Here is an 18,698-nt window from a genome sequence, read left to right on the forward strand (position 1 = left end):
GGTATGTTTTCACTAGAGACTGGTAATTAATTTTGATAAAACATAATTACCATCTAAATATGAAAACGCAAAAAAGTATTTTACTACCGCTATTTTTTCTTCTTTGTCTACTATCTAAAGCGCAAAGTATCGATTTAGGATTTGAGAAAAGTTCTGAAATTGTTTCTTATAAGGAAAGCGACACGCTCAGCATTCCTTTTTCTATTCAACTTAAAGGAAACTACATACCCAGTAAGTCAGACAACATTGAAGTAGAAATCATCTCTAATAATGACGAACTCAACTTATTTTTAGATAAGAAAAAGAACAAATTTATTATATCTAGTTCAAAACTAGAAGATAACCTCTTATTTATAAACGATTCGAACCCACTTATTGCCAATTTTAAAAGCTTAGTAGAATCATTTAGAACTCAAAAAGGCATCTTATCATTAATTATTAAACCTGTACAACAAAAAAGCTTTGCTTTAAATGGTAATACTATTTCCATAAATTTAGTTTCTCCTGAAAAGCATATCCTGTTAAAACTTGAAAAAGAAACATTTAACAGTGCTTACAACTTTTATTTAGGAACTAATTTTGATTTAGAAAATAATATAAAGGCTAATAGTTTTTATTCTGAAATTGATGCCTATTTACCTGACCTATTTTTTAAAAATAAAAAAGGAAACTATTTTGGGGGTATTAGAGCCGGAATGTATAAAAACAGATCTTTAAGTACCTCAAAAGAAAGAACAGCAGACACACCTCTTATTGAAATTATTGAAAATTCTCCTGAAAGTGATTCTGTTACTATTGAAAACAAAAGAATTATTAGAACTCCAAAAACATCTTACGATAACCTTGGTTTTTATGCAGAACTTTTATTAAAAATATACAAATCTAAAAATCATGATTTCAAAATGTTTCTTGCTCCTAGAGCCGAGGTAATACAACGAATAGAAACAACTAGTTACGATGTTGAAGATTTTATATCTTTTGGAACAGAAACTATACCAAGAGATAGCTTAAACGATAGAACTATTAGATCACTTTTAGCTTTAAATAGAGAACGTACTGTAAAATATTACAACTCGTATTTTGGCTTAGGGTTACCTACCTTTTATAATAATAAAGGAGTAGAGATTTTTTTTAACCCAGTTATAGGGATGGGGGACGCCGCTCCATTTAGAAGGAGTGATAAGTCAAATAAATTCTTCGGTTTATTTCAATTTCATATTATTGAAAAAAAACATGGTATCAAATTAAATGGAGAAATAAGAAAGTTTTTTAATGCTAACCAAGACCCTTTTATTGTAGTAAACCTTTCTAAACGGATAAAACTAGATGCTTTATTAGATTCCAATAAAGAAGATTAATAAAAAAAAGCCTTAATCCAGTAAAAGATTAAGGCTTTTAAGTACAAAATATATTTTACATTAATTTTTTTCTGGTAAGAAGTTATATAATCTACTGTAATATAACATTTGGCTATCGAATGTTTCTGGCTGTGTTACTCTAATTTTAGTAATCTCACCTGCTTCATTTGTTTCTGGTACTAATACAGGGTTTACAAAACCACTATATGGTGGTGATGGAAACTGCTTGTTACGTTCTAAAACTTCTGCGTGTATCTTTTGGTCTACTTTTACGCCATAACCTTCTACTAAAGCTTCTACTGCTTTATAATCGCCTTCCGACTTTATACGTTGTGTTTCGCGTAGTAATTGCCCGAATAACTCATGCAATTTATCGTAATCGTTTATATTAAAGTAGGTTTTTCCGTCTCTAGTTACTTTTTCTATAACGTTATCTGCTTGTCCTTTTTCAAAAACCCAAGCACTTACCCATTGTCTGTTACGCATATGTGCTTCTTCTACTTCATCCCCTAAGTTTAACCTAATTAATTGTGTCATTAATCCATTACGGATATAGCCATCGTAAGCAGCCATTCCCACTTTTTTCCAGTCTTTTACTAAACCTAAATCTTGTAATTTAGAATCGTATAAATAGTATAACCCTACTAAATCTGCACGTCCTTCTTCTAAAGTAGAAGCATAATTTTTAAGTGTTTCTTTTGTTTCTCCAACTCCTGGATTTAATTGTCCAGAGGCATGCCCAATAACTTCATGTAATGCTGTGTGCAATTTATCTGCTAATTGCCCAAACTCTTCTTCAAGTTTTAACTCTTCTTCATCATGTACAAACTCTTTTAAGCGTCCTGTACTTCCTGCATTATTGTATGCATGAATAATGTTTCCTAAGGATACAGATTTACTTCCTACTGCTGCACGAATCCAGTTAGCGTTTGGTAAATTTACACCTATTGGCGTACTTGGCGAGGCATCTCCAGCTTCTCCTGCTACATTTACTACTTTGTATGTTACCCCTACTACATTCTTCTTTTTGTGCTCGTCCATTAATGGCGAATTATCTTCAAACCATTGTGCATTTTCAGATAACACAGCCATTTTCTGAGACATATCGAAATCCTTAATTTGCACAATCGTTTCATAAGATCCTCTGTACCCTAACGGATCGTTATAAACTTCTATAAAACTGTTTATATAATCTATATTACCCTCGGTTGCTGCTGTCCATGCTACATTATAATCATCCCATGTTTGTAAGTCTCCTGTTTGGTAATATTTAATTAATGAACCTAATGCATTAGCTTGTGCTTCATTTTCTGCTACGCCTTTAGCTAACTCTAGCCATTTTATAATCTCGTCTATTGCAGAACCATATAAACCTCCAGATTTATACACACGCTCCTTTAAAACGCCATCTTTTTTTACTAGTTGCGAGTTAAGTCCATACGATAATGGTTTCTCTGGGTTAGGAGATTTCATTTTTTTATAAAAAGACTCGACATCCTTATTTGTTACATTAGATCCATAGAAGTTTATAGCCGATAATGCTACGTTATCTACTCCTTTGGCCTGATTTACTTTTTTAGCATCTTTATCGTTAAAAATAACTTCAAAAGCATCAATATCTATTACAGTATTCGTTTCCTTTAATAATCCACTTAGTTCCTTTATGGTAAACTCTGGCTTTATTTTATCGTTAGAGTAATGATGGTGAATTCCATTAGAAAACCAGACACGCTTTAAATAGGTTGTAAAATCTCCCCATAATTTTGTTGTTCTATCGCCTTTGTAATTAGTATAAACATTTTCTAAAGCACGTCTAATTTGTAAATTATGCCTGTAGTTTTGATCCCACATAATATCTCTACCTGCTAAACCTGCTTGTGTTAAATAATACACCAATTTTTGCTCTTTTAGTGTTAGTTTTTCCCACCCAGGAATTTGATAGCGTAATATTTTTATATCTGCAAACTCTTCTACATTGTAGTTAAATGGTTTTGCTTGTATAGCTTCTGTTTTCTCTTCTTTTTTATCTTCTGCTTTTTTTGCGTCATTACCACAAGACAATAGAAATGTTGCCGTTAAAGCAATTCCTAATAATGGTTTTAGTTTCATCATTATACTTTATTTTAGTTTGTAACAAAAATAAGATTATTTATCAAACTTTAAATTTTCATTATCTTTGAAGCTAGTAGCCAAATAAATCTATTAAACTTTATTAATATTCCCAATCATGAAAGCTGTAAAATACATTTTCTTTTTACTGTTAATAGCAATTATTGCTCTAGCTATTTTTATTGCTGTACAACCTAATGAATTTAAAGTCTCTAGAACACGAACCATACAAGCTCCCGCTGCCGTTATTTACGATAATGTTAGCGACTTTAAAAACTGGGAAGCGTGGTCTTCGTGGGCCGAAAAAGACCCTGATATGTCTATTACTTTAGCAGAGCAAACAAAAGGCATAGGAGGATCGTACTCATGGGAAGATGAAGATGGTATAGGAACCATGAAAACAATAGCTTTAAAAGCTAATGAAAGTATTACACAAGAAATGCAATATGCAGAATTTCCATCCTCTGATGTTTCGTGGGCTTTTAACCAAAATGCAGATGGTTCTACAGATGTAACATGGGATATTTCTGGAAAAGACTTACCTTTTGGTTTTAAGGCTTTTACTGCTTTTATGGGTGGTATGGAAAAACAAATTGGACCTGAGTATGAGCGTAGTTTAGAAAAATTAGATAGTATTGTTATAAACAGTATGAAAGCTTATAAGATAACTGTAAATGGTATTACCGAATATGGCGGCGGTTTTTACATGTATAAAACTACTGCTGCTACTGGAGCCAACATTAGCCAAATTATGGACAAACAGTATGGAGAAATTATGGGTTACATGGCAAAAAACAATATCATCTCTACTGGAATGCCATTTACCATTTATGATGATGTTGCGTCTAAGGATGGTAATATTATTATGAGTAATGCCATACCTGTAAGAAATAAGGTTGAAGTCGAAAAAGAAAGCCAAGTACTATGTGGCTATACACCAAAAACAAAAGCATTAAAAGTAACTTTAAACGGAAATTATACTAATTTACCTAAAGCTTGGGAGACTGCCATGGAGCATATTAAGAAAAATAATATTAAACAATCTACCGAAATTAAGCCTTTTGAAATATATACCAACGACCCAATGATTGTTCCAAATCCTGCAAATTGGGTAACAGAGGTTTACATTCCTATTGAAGACTAAATGAAACAATTACTACTTGTATTTATAGGTGGAGGCTTTGGTAGTGTATTACGATACATTATTGGAAAACAATTAAATAGTCCTGAAACAGGAATTCCCTATGGCACATTTGCGGCTAATATTATAGGGAGTTTATTAATTGGTATTATTCTAGGGTTGGCTGCAAAAAATAATGCCTTGTCCCAGAACCAAACACTATTACTTGCTACCGGTTTTTGTGGTGGTTTTACTACCTTTTCTAGTTTTGCTTACGAAAAGGCTATGTTTTTAAAATCTGGAGATTTTACTAGTTTTGCTATCTATGCTATTACTAGTATTGTGCTTGGTTTTTTAGCTGTTTTCTTAGGTTTATATTTAGCGAAATAAAAACAGGTAAAGCTATATGATTTTTTAAATAGCTTTACCTGTTTTTAGTTTAAGCAGTCTCTTTTATTATTTTTCTAATTCTCTGTTTTGTATCATAATGCTGTTTATGGCGGTATGTATAGCTTGTTTCTGCATCGCATAACATCTAAAAACTGAAACGCTTCTTAGTGAGAGCCTGAAACTAGTTCAGGTAGATGGTAGACTTTATGATACGGACATTAAAATTATTTTTTCTCTCGTTTATAATACGCCACTATTGTTGCTTTAGCCAATGTATTACTCCATAGATAATAACCTACAACCGCTGGATTTGTATTGGCCGCTAACCCTAACTTATCTGTTTTTAATGCGTATACAGTAATAATGTATTTATGTAACCCGTGTCCTTCTGGTGGACAAGGCCCTCCATAGCCATTTGCACCATAATCTGTAATACTTTGTATGGCTCCTTTTGGCATTAAATTAAGGGCTACATTGCCTGCATTAGAAACGAGTTCATTTGTGTTTTTTGGGATATCGAATACCACCCAATGCCACCAACCACTTCCTGTAGGTGCATCTGGATCGTACATAGTTACTGCAAAACTTTTAGTTCCCTTAGGAGCATTTGTCCATGATAATTGTGGCGATTGATTTTTGCCTACACAACCAAAACCATTAAACTCTTCGTTAATTGTAGCTTGCCCTCCTAAACTTTTACTTGTTAACGTAAATGTATCTTGAGCATATAATATACTTGAGACTACTAATAACATTGCAAAAATAAAACTTGATTTTTTCATAATTTATAGATTTAATTATGACGACAAATTTAGCTGCTAATTGTAAAAAGGGATATCTAATTTAGCTCAAAAAGCATTGCTAAAAGGTCAAATTAGATTGGTATTGTTTTGGAGTTATTTTAAACTTTGTTTTAAAGGCTTGTATAAAATTCGATAAACTCTCGTACCCAGCATCTTCAAATACATCTGAAGGTCTTTTTGATTTATCTTGTAATAAATACGCAGCGTGCTCTAATCGTTTATCCTGAAACCACTTAATTGGCGGTACATTAAACTGTTTTTTAAATTCTCTCTTAAATGTAGACACACTCATGTTGGCCAAAAAGGACAACTCGCTTAAACTTAATTTATTTAGTTTATTAGATTCTACTATATCTACAAAATGTTGTTGTTTACTATTGTTATTTGTTAATAAAGAAAATAAAAAGTCAACACCTCTGGTCTCTTTTAAATACAGCATTAACGCTTCAAACTTCAGTTCTAATAATGCGTTTTGCAATTCTGGCTTTAGCTTGCTTATGTTTACTAGCCCTTTTTCAAAGGTTTTTAAAAATTCGTCATATTTAAAAGCGTAAACAGAAAACTTATTTTCATTTTTAGGTTTAACTATTTTATGCTTCTGAATAAATTTTAAAACTGATGCTTCTGAAAAGAAAAATAAAATACTTCTGTAATTAGTAATGCTATTGGCTAGTTTTTCGGTCATTAAACAGTGTCCAGATTTCATTAACAGAAAACTTGAGTTTTTAATAGCTACCGAAGTATTATCTGCAAAAACCTCTTTATGTCCTTCTACTAAAAAACTAAATGTATTTTGTTTTAATGCTACCATTTGTTTTAAACACTCTCCAGTGGTTTTGTAATCGAAAACCTTAAATGTACTAGCATTTTCAATTTGGAAATAGTCTGGTAGCGTATAAACCTCCATTATAAGCCTTTACTAGTGTTTATTAAATTTTTTCACTCCGGCCTCAACAGCAATATCTACATAATTTTCTCTTGGCACTATCGGGCATGAATATTTACTGTTATATGCGCAGTAAGGGTTATAAGCTGTATTGAAATCTATAATTATTGTATCTCCTTCTGGGATACGCAAATCTATATAGCGTCCGCCTCCATAGGTAAGTTCGCCATTTGTATCATCTAAAAAAGGTAAAAACAGATAGTCTTCATAGCCCTCTGTTTTCATTAAATCTTTACCTTGGTATACATTTAATTGAAATGGCTTCCCTTTTAGCTTAAAAGATAACACACCGTATATGCGCTCTTGAGAGACTCTACTTGTTGTTGTGCGCATATTAAAGTACTTGGTATCTGGTGTTAATTTTAATTTTGCAGTAACGACATAAGTTGAATCGAATGTAAAGAAGTCCAACCCTTTAAATGTTTTTAAATCTTTAGCTTTTAATGGAGACTTACTGGCATCTTTATATTCTGCATTTATAGTGCGTTGAAACTCTGTTTCTCCTTGTATTGGTGTTTTTTCTTGCCCACAGCTTAGCAAAGAACTAAAAAGTAAAACGAAAAGTATTGTTTTTATTTTCATAACGTTTTTTATTCCCATTCATTAGGGTTTTATTAATTAGTATTATCACACAGACTTAAAAGTAACTTTTAAAGGTTCTGGATACATTGTAAACTCAAAGCGTTCTTTTACTTCTTCTGGTGTTACTTCTAACTCAAAATTAAAATGTTTGCACAATGTAGAAATTAAAACTATCATTTCTGTTTTTGCTAAGTGCATTCCTGGACAATATCTGGCGCCACCTCCAAATGCTCTCATAGTATTTGGTGAGTGGTTTTCGTGCATTGGACAACGATTAATCATCCAACGTTCTGGCTCAAAAGTGTTTGGGTTAGAAAAATAAGCGTCTTGTGTTTGTGCCACTTTATTTTGTAAAATTATACTAGTGCCTTTAGGTATGGCAATATTATTTATTACTGTATCTGTATTTGCTTCTAAATATAGTTGCGGAGTTGTTGGTTTTAAACGCATAGCTTCTTGCACCACTGCATTAGCATATTTTAATTGTTCAACAACGTCGTATGCATCTGGTACGTCTTTATTTTTGTATGCTGCCTCTGCTTCTACTCTAACTTTAGCAACAACTTCAGGATGCTGAGCTAAGTAGAATAAAGTCCATGATAAGGAATTAGAAGTGGTATCTTCTCCCGCCAATAATATAGTAAAAACGTTTCCGTAAATTTCTTCTTTAGTAAAATTAGCATCTTTATTTTCTACTAGTAAGGCTTCTAAAAAATTAGAAGGTTGCTCTTTTAGTTTTGGAGTGTTTTCTATTCTAACTTTGGCTTCTTCTATAAATTTATAGATTACCTTTTCAATAGCATGTAAAGCTTCATCCAACGCCTTGTCTTTTTTTCTTTTAAAATACCGCCAAATAGGAATTGGTGCTGTAACACGCTCATTAATCATTGGAAAAATAACTTCCAAATGCTTCTGAAAACTATTCGATTTATTATTAATAGTATCTAACTTATGTCCAAATGCAATCTCTGTTGTTATGTCTATGGTAAACGCCATAAATTCCTTTTGCACATTTACTATAGTTTTAGTTTTAGAATATGCTTTAAACTTATCTAATAAGGTTTCTGTTTTTTTTAATATAATAGGGTAAAAGGACTTTATATTTTTTACACTTAATGCTTCGGCTATTGGCTTTCTTTGGCGTTTCCAGTTTACACCTTCTGCATTAAAAACCCCATCTACTCCCATTTCTTTTAAGACTTCATCTATTTTAGAAAATCGTTTAAAAGTCTCTGGTCTAGATCTCAATATTTTATTATTAAAATCGGGGTTAGCGGACACTACAAATTCTTTTCCTACAAAATGAATTTTAAACAATTCGCCACTTTCCTCAACCCAACGCTCTAACACCTGATGTTTATTATAGGTATTAAACTGTGGTAAATGACCTAATAAAAAAGCACCTTTGGGTGATTTTAAATCTTTAATTGTAATTATTTCATTTTCAGACATATGATATAGCGATTTTATATACTGGAAAAGGTTTTATTTTTGAAATTTTAAAATATTTTCTATTCAAAAATACAACTTAATACTTTTTTTGTTTAGTTTTGGGGAATCAAAAAAAGAATAAAATGAATTTAGTCATCAAAAATTATAAGCAATGTACTTCTCGTTATACGGTGAGTTGGACTTATTATATTTTATGATGATGTAAATATCAATTAATACAATATTAAAAGTCCAACTTCGCAGTTGGACTTTTTTATTTTTAGTCCATAACGAATTAAACTTTTTAATATGACTTAACCAAAATCAATCAAAAAAAACAAACAAACCAATGAAAACGTTATTTAACAATTACTTTAATTCTTTTAAAGGACTCTCTAGAGAAGTATGGTGGCTTGCTTTAATTACTTTAATAAATAGAGCCGGCACTATGGTAATTCCATTTTTATCTATTTATTTAACAGAAGATTTAAATTTATCTTTTTCTAATGTTGGCTGGATTATGACTAGCTTTAGTATAGGCTCGTTAGTTGGCACATGGATTGGCGGCAAGCTAACCGACAAAATGGGGTATTACAAGATAATGGTATTTAGTTTATTGCTTACTGGTTTTTTATTTATAGGCTTGCAGTACCTTACCTCTTTTAAATTGTTATGTATTGGGGTTTTTATACTTACGCTATTTGCAGATATGTTTAGACCCGCCATGTTTGTAGCGCTAAGTGCTTATAGCAAACCTGAAAATAAAACTAGAAGTGTAACTTTAATTCGTTTAGCTATAAACTTAGGGTTTTCTGCTGGGCCAGCTTTAGGTGGTTTAATTATTGTTACTCTTGGCTATGCAGGCTTATTTTGGGTAGATGGTATTACGTGTATTGCGGCTACTTTACTTTTAATAAATGTTTTAAACCCAAAGAAGGCAAAAGTGCAAGACGATATTAAAAATGGTAACCCAGAATCGGCTTATGGAGATATTCCTTTTATTTTATTCTGTTTAGCTTTAGTGTTATTTGGCTTTATATTTTTTCAATACTTCTCAGCCATGCCAATTTATTACAGAAAAACACATTTACTCAGTGAATTGCAAGTAGGTTTATTATTAGGGGCTAATGGCTTTCTTATTTTTCTATTTGAAATGCCTTTAATAAAATGGCTAGAGAGTAAATCTTTTTCTAAAATTGGTTATGTATTATTTGGAGCAATACTTACTGGATTAAGTTTCTTAATTCTTATTGTTAGCGGTTGGGTAGGTGTTATTATCATTGGTATGTTTTTAATGACCTTTGGAGAAATGATAGCCTTCCCCTTTGCCAATGCATTTGCTATGGAACGCGCAAAAAAAGGAAATCAAGGAGAATACATGGCCTTATATGCTATGACATTTTCTTTTGCAGGTATATTTGCCCATAATGCTGGTTTACAATTAGCTGAAGGTATTGGTTTTGATGATACTTGGCTTATTATGACTGCTGTGAGTACCTTATGTGCCATTTTACTTTTGGGATTGAATTTATATATGAAAGCTAAAAAATAGTATAATAAGTCTTACTCTTAAAATACCTACATTAAGAGTAAGGTTTATTAACAAAATTAATCATTTAACTCTTTATAAAAATTGGCCCCTTATGGTTTTCCATATCTATATTTAACTGATTATATATACTTTAGAACAAAAAAGTATGTTAAAAAAATCTATTTTAGTAGAAAAAAAGAGTAGTATTACTTGCAAGAACTTACAGTTAGTCATTAAAAATGATTCTAGAGAAGGCAATATTCCTATAGAAGATATTGGTTTTATCGTTTTAGATCATCCAGAAATCTACATTAGTTTACCCGCTTTAAACTTATTAATACAAAATAATACTGCTGTAATTGTTTGTAATACATCTCACTTACCAAATGGACTGTTTTTAAACCTTAATAGCCACCACATACAACAACAAATTTTTAAAGTTCAAATTGATGCTAGTTTACCTTTAAGAAAAAAATTATGGCAACAAACTATTATTGAAAAAATTAAAAATCAAGGTTTACTACTAGAACAAGCAACAGGTACTAAAAATCATTTTGATTTTTTAGCTAGTAAAGTTTTAAGTGGAGACACAAGCAATATGGAGGCTGTTGCTGCTAGTGCCTATTGGAAACTTATTTTTGCTACCCAATTTAAACGTGAACGTTTTGGCAATTACCCCAATTCTTTTTTAAACTATGGCTATTCCATTTTAAGAGCTGCTACGGCAAGAGCTTTATCTGGTAGCGGACTACTTAATACCTTAGGTATACACCATAAAAATAAATATAATGCTTTTGCTCTCGCTGATGATATTATGGAACCCTTTAGACCTATTGTAGATGAAAAAGTCATTTACATTACACAACATTATAATGAACAAGAGTTAAATACGACTATAAAAGCAGAGCTTTTAAACATCCTTACCCAAACAGTTTTTTATAAAGAAGAAAAAAGTCCACTCATGGTAGCGCTACAGAAAACAGCTAGTTCTCTACAACAATGCTATGCTGGTTCACGAAAAAAGATTAATTATCCTAACTTATGGAATTAAACGGGTATCGTATTATGTGGTTATTTGTTTTTTTCGACTTACCAACTAGTACTGCTAAAGACCGTAAAAATGCGGCTGGATTTAGAAAAAACTTATTAAAGGATGGTTTTAATATGATGCAATACTCTGTATATATGCGCCATTGCGCTAGTAGCGAAAGTGCAGATGTACACGAAAAACGCATCCAAAGGCTACTTCCCCCTTTTGGAAAAGTAAGTATTTTACGAATTACAGATAAACAATTTGGAAATATCATGAACTTTTGGGGTAGAGTTGCTACTCCCAAATTGCTACAGCCTACACAATTAGAATTATTTTAAATTAAAAAAACACTTCAATCTTGGCTTATCACTACAAAAAAGAAGCATTTTTTTTAACACAACACCTCGTTAAACCTTTTATTTTCAACACATAACAGGCAACGTAATATCGTGTTTTCTAATCTTTAATCAAACCACAACTGTTATATAAATCTAATCTTTGAAGGTTGTAATATCGTGTTTTCTAATCTTTAATCAAACCACAACGAAAGTTCCTAATTCACCAGTTTCATAAATAATATCGTGTTTTCTAATCTTTAATCAAACCACAACAGGTATTACTTATGAAACATTTTACAATTAAATATCGTGTTTTCTAATCTTTAATCAAACCACAACCTTTTAGTAAGAATGGATATTTAATATCTTAATATCGTGTTTTCTAATCTTTAATCAAACCACAACCATTTGGGTAACTTGGTAGTCCTTGACATTAATATCGTGTTTTCTAATCTTTAATCAAACCACAACATCCAATCATAAAAGCATGAAGCACAAAGAAATATCGTGTTTTCTAATCTTTAATCAAACCACAACTCAGTACTAGCACATAACATTTGCATTTGAATATCGTGTTTTCTAATCTTTAATCAAACCACAACTACCCAAAGGACTTTTAATCGAGTTAAAGAAATATCGTGTTTTCTAATCTTTAATCAAACCACAACATATCTTCTTTTTTTAATTGAGCTAAAGTAATATCGTGTTTTCTAATCTTTAATCAAACCACAACTGAAAATAAGAATCTATCCACTTAATTAATAATATCGTGTTTTCTAATCTTTAATCAAACCACAACGTGTCGTCATACTTCATTTGCGCAACGCGTAATATCGTGTTTTCTAATCTTTAATCAAACCACAACCACATGAAGAACACACAAGAGTAAAACGCAAATATCGTGTTTTCTAATCTTTAATCAAACCACAACGAAACAATCTCGTACCTTTTTCTTAATTTTAATATCGTGTTTTCTAATCTTTAATCAAACCACAACTATTAAGCATAAACTATATGTTTTATAAAAAATATCGTGTTTTCTAATCTTTAATCAAACCACAACTACATTGGCTTTGGAACGGAATATTTTTTAAATATCGTGTTTTCTAATCTTTAATCAAACCACAACAGATCGTCTAAAAACTTAGTTAAGCCAATTAATATCGTGTTTTCTAATCTTTAATCAAACCACAACTGACAATAAGAATCTATCCACTTAATTAATAATATCGTGTTTTCTAATCTTTAATCAAACCACAACAATAAGTTATGTGACAAAAATATATGGTACAATATCGTGTTTTCTAATCTTTAATCAAACCACAACTACTCGGCAATATTTTCTTCTGTCATTTAAATATCGTGTTTTCTAATCTTTAATCAAACCACAACCAATAGAGTTGTTTGTGTTTTCTTTTATTTAATATCGTGTTTTCTAATCTTTAATCAAACCACAACTGATAATAAGAATCTATCCACTTAATTAATAATATCGTGTTTTCTAATCTTTAATCAAACCACAACTACTTTTGTTAACAATTGCTTATGGTAGCTAATATCGTGTTTTCTAATCTTTAATCAAACCACAACAGGTTGGTATTGTATTTCTATATTACCACCAATATCGTGTTTTCTAATCTTTAATCAAACCACAACCGAACTTCTGTTCGTATTCTTCTCGTAATCAATATCGTGTTTTCTAATCTTTAATCAAACCACAACTGTTTTAAGGCACATAGTCATAGCCAAATAAATATCGTGTTTTCTAATCTTTAATCAAACCACAACTATTGTGCAAAGTTGTAATCAACTCCCATTAATATCGTGTTTTCTAATCTTTAATCAAACCACAACTTTGAACTTCCACAATTTCTTTTTATGCTTAATATCGTGTTTTCTAATCTTTAATCAAACCACAACTGTTAGTATATTGCTTCTTCCAAAATGTTCAATATCGTGTTTTCTAATCTTTAATCAAACCACAACTAATTTGCTTAGATAATAACTATTTTGTTTAATATCGTGTTTTCTAATCTTTAATCAAACCACAACAAAGTGAGTGAGTTATTTATTCCAGAAGTTAATATCGTGTTTTCTAATCTTTAATCAAACCACAACTTTTAAAGTGTCCATTTGAATTTCCGCTATAGTATCGTGTTTTCTAATCTTTAATCAAACCACAACGTCTCCGCTGTTCCAGTCTCCGCTGTTCCAAATATCGTGTTTTCTAATCTTTAATCAAACCACAACCTGTTTCGCCAACCAATTCAGCTAAACTTTAATATCGTGTTTTCTAATCTTTAATCAAACCACAACAGGTGGTAAATCAGACCTACTAATAACATTAATATCGTGTTTTCTAATCTTTAATCAAACCACAACTGGCACACCGTATTCTTTGGCGTTAAGAACAATATCGTGTTTTCTAATCTTTAATCAAACCACAACATACATCACCTAATGATGTTGAGTTAATAAAATATCGTGTTTTCTAATCTTTAATCAAACCACAACTAATTCATTAGAATTTATAAAAGTCAATACAATATCGTGTTTTCTAATCTTTAATCAAACCACAACTATTTACGTATCTTTTACAGGTTATTTATAAATATCGTGTTTTCTAATCTTTAATCAAACCACAACAGCTAATGAAGACACCACTTTAGAGTCTTCAATATCGTGTTTTCTAATCTTTAATCAAACCACAACCACAGCTCTTTGACTTAGCGGGTGCAAAAGAATATCGTGTTTTCTAATCTTTAATCAAACCACAACGGTTTCGCTTAGTTTATAATGTTCTGGGTCAATATCGTGTTTTCTAATCTTTAATCAAACCACAACGCAACGTCCTGCAATACCCACTGGGCTACCAATATCGTGTTTTCTAATCTTTAATCAAACCACAACTATTAGTGCTAAAATGGTTAGGCTTAACAAATATCGTGTTTTCTAATCTTTAATCAAACCACAACTACAGTCTGTTAAAGAAACTAGAAACGGAAATATCGTGTTTTCTAATCTTTAATCAAACCACAACGTATCAAAGTAGATATTGGCTTTAGTTTAATATCGTGTTTTCTAATCTTTAATCAAACCACAACTATATACTTACATATTCAATTACACCGTCTAATATCGTGTTTTCTAATCTTTAATCAAACCACAACTTGGGTTGCACAGTTAAAAAATCTTGTTTTAATATCGTGTTTTCTAATCTTTAATCAAACCACAACAGTCTTAGAAACCTTAGATGTATCCCTATTAATATCGTGTTTTCTAATCTTTAATCAAACCACAACCAGGTTGAATTCCAAAAAATAAAAGGATTAATATCGTGTTTTCTAATCTTTAATCAAACCACAACGGGTCGTCATAAACACGTCTCATTCTACTAAATATCGTGTTTTCTAATCTTTAATCAAACCACAACCTGATAGTAATGATTATATTTTTTCATACAATATCGTGTTTTCTAATCTTTACTCTTTTTAATATGCTAATGACTGCCATACTAAATTCTTTCCAATTTTCCAGAAACTGAAATTTTCACTTTAATGGGATTAAAATTGTACCAACCCGTTTTTCCTGTCCCAAAACCTCTAATCTGCTTGTAGTCATCATTTTCGAGATTGGCAGCCTTATGTTTTCTAAAAAAATAATCTTTAGGTGTTACTTTTTGAACTCTATATAAATGCGTATTTAATAAAACCTTATTGGGTTGCTCCCAATTTATCTCCTCCTCACTTAGTCCTAATAAAAACATATCGTTTCTTTGTAATGTAGTTACTATTTCTTTTCCATCGATTGGTAGTTGATATACTGGAAATTGTTTTAGTTTTCGTTCTACTACTGTCCAAAACGTAACAACATCTTCTTTTAAGTTTCCTTTTTCATCTTTATAAATTAAAACATGATGATTGTTTTTAGGATTTACCCATTCGTTTCCTACTTCTTTTAATGATTCTGCTCTTCCTATATTCTCTTTTAGTCTTATTTTTAAAACAGGTACAGAGTCTCCATTTTTATTAGGTAATACAATTTGTGGGACTTTTTCTCCATTTTCATTTACAATAAAAAAAGTATTTAAAGGTATTTTGTCTTTTACAAAACCTCCTAACACCTGAATACGTTTTAGTATTAATTGTTTAATTGTTTGGTCTACAACTTTCTCTAACTGTTTTTTGGTAGTTAAACTCTCTATAGATTTTCTAACATGGTAAGCCTCTTCACTAAAAGGTGCTTTTCGTTTTCCGTACACTGTATCTTCATGCAATTTCCCTCTTGCTGCAACTCCCTTATTTTTATATATTTCTCCATTTTTCTCAGTCTTATGTGTTCTAATAGTTATAGTCTTATTTATTTTTTTATGAGACACTAAAATTGTTTCAACCATCCTTTCTGAATCGTATTGAAACGTTCTCCATGGCATTGGAAATGCTTTTAATTGCGAATTTCTATTATATCTATTCCATTTAGAAAGCTCTTGCAAATAGCTAGGTTTTGAGCATGCCATAACTAAAGCATCAATAGCATGATGTCTATGATCGTCTCTGTTTTTAATATTAGCTTCGTTTAAAATAGAATTCAACCCCCATTTATAACGCAAAACCGCAGTCATTTGCCCAGGGGCGACTATTACTTTGCTACATATTTGGGTTAAGTACGCTTTAGCTTCTTTACAAATATAACGAGTATCGTTTAGTTGTTTTGATGTAAAATCATCATCGAAACTTTGTTTTACAAACTGTTTAAATTTATTGTAAGCATTGGGGTATTCTTTGGTATCTGAAAATAGTTTTAATGCGCGTTCTTTTATTACTAACCAATTTAATTCGTCTCCACCATAAAACTCAAAAGGTGTTTTATTTCCTTTCTTTCTATTTTCATCTGCCCAACATAATGTTTTGTTCGCATAACTATCATTTAAGGATCTACTCCAAGGGTGAATGTGCTCTATCTGTACTTCTCCTGTAAATAATTTTTCTAATGGTATTTGTTTTCCTGTATAGGGGCAAATTTTCTTACATTCTTCCCAAAGTTTAAATTTCAAAATACTATCATGAGTAACTCTTGTATAGTTTTCAACTTCTTTTTTCACTCTATCATTCTCACGTTCTAATCGTTGTTGCTCTCTTCGTATTCTATTTCGTGTCGCTTTAGAACTTTTGAGATCACGAGCCATTTCTACTTTTATTTCATTAAATGTTCCATAATCTGATATAAGTTCATTAACAAGTTTTCTTAATTCAAATAAGGCAGTTACAACAACGGGATTACGTATCGCTTGATTTTTTTTATTAGCTCTTTCATCTACGGGCAATTTACTTAAAACCATTTTAGAATCTATAGTAGCTGAATGGTGGTATAGTTTTTTTATTTTTTTAGCATTTAATCCGTACTCCTTTTTTAATAAACTTCTTATACTTTCTATATAGCCTCCTTTTATTTTAGAGTTTACAATATTTTCAAGGGTATCTATTATATCATTTTTATTTTTTAAAGCTTCCCATTGACTGCCAAAAGCATTTTTAACTCCTCCTAAAACCGTAGCAAAATTATAAGTATAACCTAATTTTAAAAATGGCAAAATATTGTGTATTGCTTTTCTACTTAGGTTTGCATAACCATCTTTCACATTAAAATTTGAAATTTCAATAGCTTGTTTTTCTGTAAAACCCCAATGTTTTAAAGCATACTCTTTAACTTTTTGTTTGCTATCAAAAAAATACAACACATGCCAAATATCTTCTTGCTCTTTATGTGACAAATCGAACCATTTCTTTCCAAAAAACTTTTTATTTGATAGATTTGAAACTGTATGTGTTCCTACAATTTTATCTTCCCCTTTATAATTAAATTTAAATTCTGCGCTAGTTTTATCTATTGCTTTTTTTAATTTCGAAAACGCTATTTTTTCATTAGTTAGTAATACATTAATAATTATTTCCCGTTCTTCTTTATTTAGTTTTTCTCCATTGCACTCTACAGTATTTACCCATTGATATACTCTAAACATCTCGAAAGGGATTGCACTTAATGGACATTTTGTTTTTGCTGTTTCGAAAGTACAACACCCTACTAAATGTTTTTGAGAACGTAAAGGTCTTTGATGAAATAATATACCATCAATTTTATAATTATCATCTTTACGGCCCCCTAAAAGCTGTTTTAAATCTTCCGAAAATTCTTTATGAAATTGTTTTTGCTTCTCCCAGATTATTTCGAACTCGTCTATATACATTTGTCTAGTAGTATATCTATTCCTTATACGTTCTAATCCTTTTTGAAATGGAAAATTCTCTTTAGGCTGAATTGTGTAAAGATATGCTCCTAACGTTTTATCATGTATATTTTTTTGAGTCTCATGTATTCCTATTTTCCCTGTTTTTGAATCTCCTTTAAAAATAGCACCATCATTTTTACCCCCCTTTCTACTATTACTAAGAAACCCTCTACGCTGAATTAAGTGATAAAACACTCTTCCAATTTCTTCTAACGTTAACACGCTTGTATGTGCTTTATGTCTTAAATAATAGGGATTTAAAGTAAACCATTCTTTTAATTTATCTTCTGGAAATGTCTTAGTACATTTCCATTCTTCAAAATCTTTATTAGTTAAAGGACACATTTTATGTTTAGAAAGAGTCTTTAAAAGCATTTTCTTTCTTAATCTTTTTCTAAAAAACTGTCGTCTTGTTCCTCTTGCATCTGTACGGCTTGCGTTTTTAGATTTTTCTTGATCTCCTTTTCCTAAATTTTCTACTCCCATTGGAAAAATACGGCTTCCCATTCCCAAAATTCTATTATTATGTATAATTGCCCAACCTATAGAATTGGTTCCTATATCTAATCCCAATATTTTTTCCATATAATGTATTATTATTTCATAATTTTAAAGATAATAAAAACAGGATAAGGTTTCTTTACGGTTTTCCTTAAAATTAGATACATAAATTTTATGTATCTTTGATTTAGATTAAAATTTCTAATCTTTAATCTTATCACAATAAGGCTATATGCCGTAGATGAAAATCTTTAGTCCTGCTTCGGTGGG

12 protein-coding genes and 1 CRISPR repeat array are annotated in these 18,698 nt (G+C 30.9%); of the genes, 6 read left to right on the forward strand and 6 right to left on the reverse strand.

All coding sequences use genetic code 11. From position 1 onward, the window contains the following. Window positions 1-59 precede the first annotated feature (59 nt). Window positions 60-1,358, forward strand: a complete 1,299-nt coding sequence (locus tag ACVC08_RS07985) for a hypothetical protein (RefSeq protein WP_452601648.1) — start codon at window positions 60-62, stop codon at window positions 1,356-1,358. 60 nt (window positions 1,359-1,418) lie between these two features. Here the strand turns inward: ACVC08_RS07985 and ACVC08_RS07990 are convergent, their stop codons facing one another. Next, entirely contained in the window at window positions 1,419-3,467 is a 2,049-nt protein-coding gene (locus ACVC08_RS07990; RefSeq protein WP_452601710.1) for a dipeptidyl-peptidase 3 family protein, read from the reverse strand. 118 nt (window positions 3,468-3,585) lie between these two features. Between ACVC08_RS07990 and ACVC08_RS07995 the strand changes: the two genes are divergently transcribed. Next, window positions 3,586-4,611, forward strand: coding sequence for an SRPBCC family protein (locus ACVC08_RS07995; protein ID WP_452601649.1), 1,026 nt, complete (start codon window positions 3,586-3,588; stop codon window positions 4,609-4,611). Next, window positions 4,612-4,977: a fluoride efflux transporter CrcB gene (gene crcB / locus ACVC08_RS08000; protein ID WP_452599203.1), complete on the forward strand. Its 366-nt coding sequence runs from the start codon at window positions 4,612-4,614 to the stop codon at window positions 4,975-4,977. It begins immediately after the preceding gene. Window positions 4,978-5,201: 224 nt separating this feature from the next. Here crcB and ACVC08_RS08005 read toward each other — a convergent pair whose 3' ends face one another. The 4 genes from ACVC08_RS08005 to ACVC08_RS08020 all read right to left on the reverse strand — a co-directional run bounded on the left by ACVC08_RS08005 (window position 5,202) and on the right by ACVC08_RS08020 (window position 8,760). Next, window positions 5,202-5,759 carry a YbhB/YbcL family Raf kinase inhibitor-like protein gene (locus tag ACVC08_RS08005; protein WP_452601650.1) on the reverse strand — a complete coding sequence of 186 codons (558 nt, stop codon included), beginning with the start codon at window positions 5,757-5,759 and terminating at the stop codon, window positions 5,202-5,204. 79 nt (window positions 5,760-5,838) lie between these two features. Next, a complete protein-coding gene (locus ACVC08_RS08010) occupies window positions 5,839-6,687 on the reverse strand; it encodes a helix-turn-helix domain-containing protein (protein WP_452601652.1) in 849 nt (282 codons plus the stop codon). 12 nt (window positions 6,688-6,699) lie between these two features. After that, window positions 6,700-7,326, reverse strand: coding sequence for a DUF1684 domain-containing protein (locus ACVC08_RS08015; RefSeq protein WP_452601653.1), 627 nt, complete (start codon window positions 7,324-7,326; stop codon window positions 6,700-6,702). A 27-nt stretch (window positions 7,327-7,353) separates the two neighbouring features. Continuing rightward, window positions 7,354-8,760: a cytochrome P450 gene (locus tag ACVC08_RS08020; protein ID WP_452601654.1), complete on the reverse strand. Its 1,407-nt coding sequence runs from the start codon at window positions 8,758-8,760 to the stop codon at window positions 7,354-7,356. A 328-nt stretch (window positions 8,761-9,088) separates the two neighbouring features. Here ACVC08_RS08020 and ACVC08_RS08025 point away from each other — a divergent pair, with 328 nt between their 5' ends. From ACVC08_RS08025 to cas2, 3 genes are all read left to right on the forward strand, one after another. Then, window positions 9,089-10,291, forward strand: coding sequence for an MDR family MFS transporter (locus tag ACVC08_RS08025; RefSeq protein WP_452601655.1), 1,203 nt, complete (start codon window positions 9,089-9,091; stop codon window positions 10,289-10,291). A gap of 145 nt (window positions 10,292-10,436) precedes the next feature. After that, window positions 10,437-11,321, forward strand: coding sequence for a type II CRISPR-associated endonuclease Cas1 (gene cas1, locus ACVC08_RS08030; protein ID WP_452601656.1), 885 nt, complete (start codon window positions 10,437-10,439; stop codon window positions 11,319-11,321). Continuing rightward, window positions 11,312-11,641 carry a CRISPR-associated endonuclease Cas2 gene (gene cas2 / locus ACVC08_RS08035; RefSeq protein WP_452601657.1) on the forward strand — a complete coding sequence of 110 codons (330 nt, stop codon included), beginning with the start codon at window positions 11,312-11,314 and terminating at the stop codon, window positions 11,639-11,641. Before cas1 ends, cas2 begins: the two co-directional genes overlap by 10 nt. 105 nt (window positions 11,642-11,746) lie before the next feature. Continuing rightward, window positions 11,747-15,074: direct repeats of the CRISPR family, unit length 36 nt; unit sequence AATATCGTGTTTTCTAATCTTTAATCAAACCACAAC. An 81-nt stretch (window positions 15,075-15,155) separates the two neighbouring features. Here cas2 and cas9 read toward each other — a convergent pair. Continuing rightward, window positions 15,156-18,512 carry a type II CRISPR RNA-guided endonuclease Cas9 gene (gene cas9, locus ACVC08_RS08040; protein WP_452601658.1) on the reverse strand — a complete coding sequence of 1,119 codons (3,357 nt, stop codon included), beginning with the start codon at window positions 18,510-18,512 and terminating at the stop codon, window positions 15,156-15,158. Between the last annotated feature and the right edge of the window lie 186 nt (window positions 18,513-18,698).

It is taken from the genome of Pontimicrobium sp. MEBiC06410, from assembly GCF_053601615.1.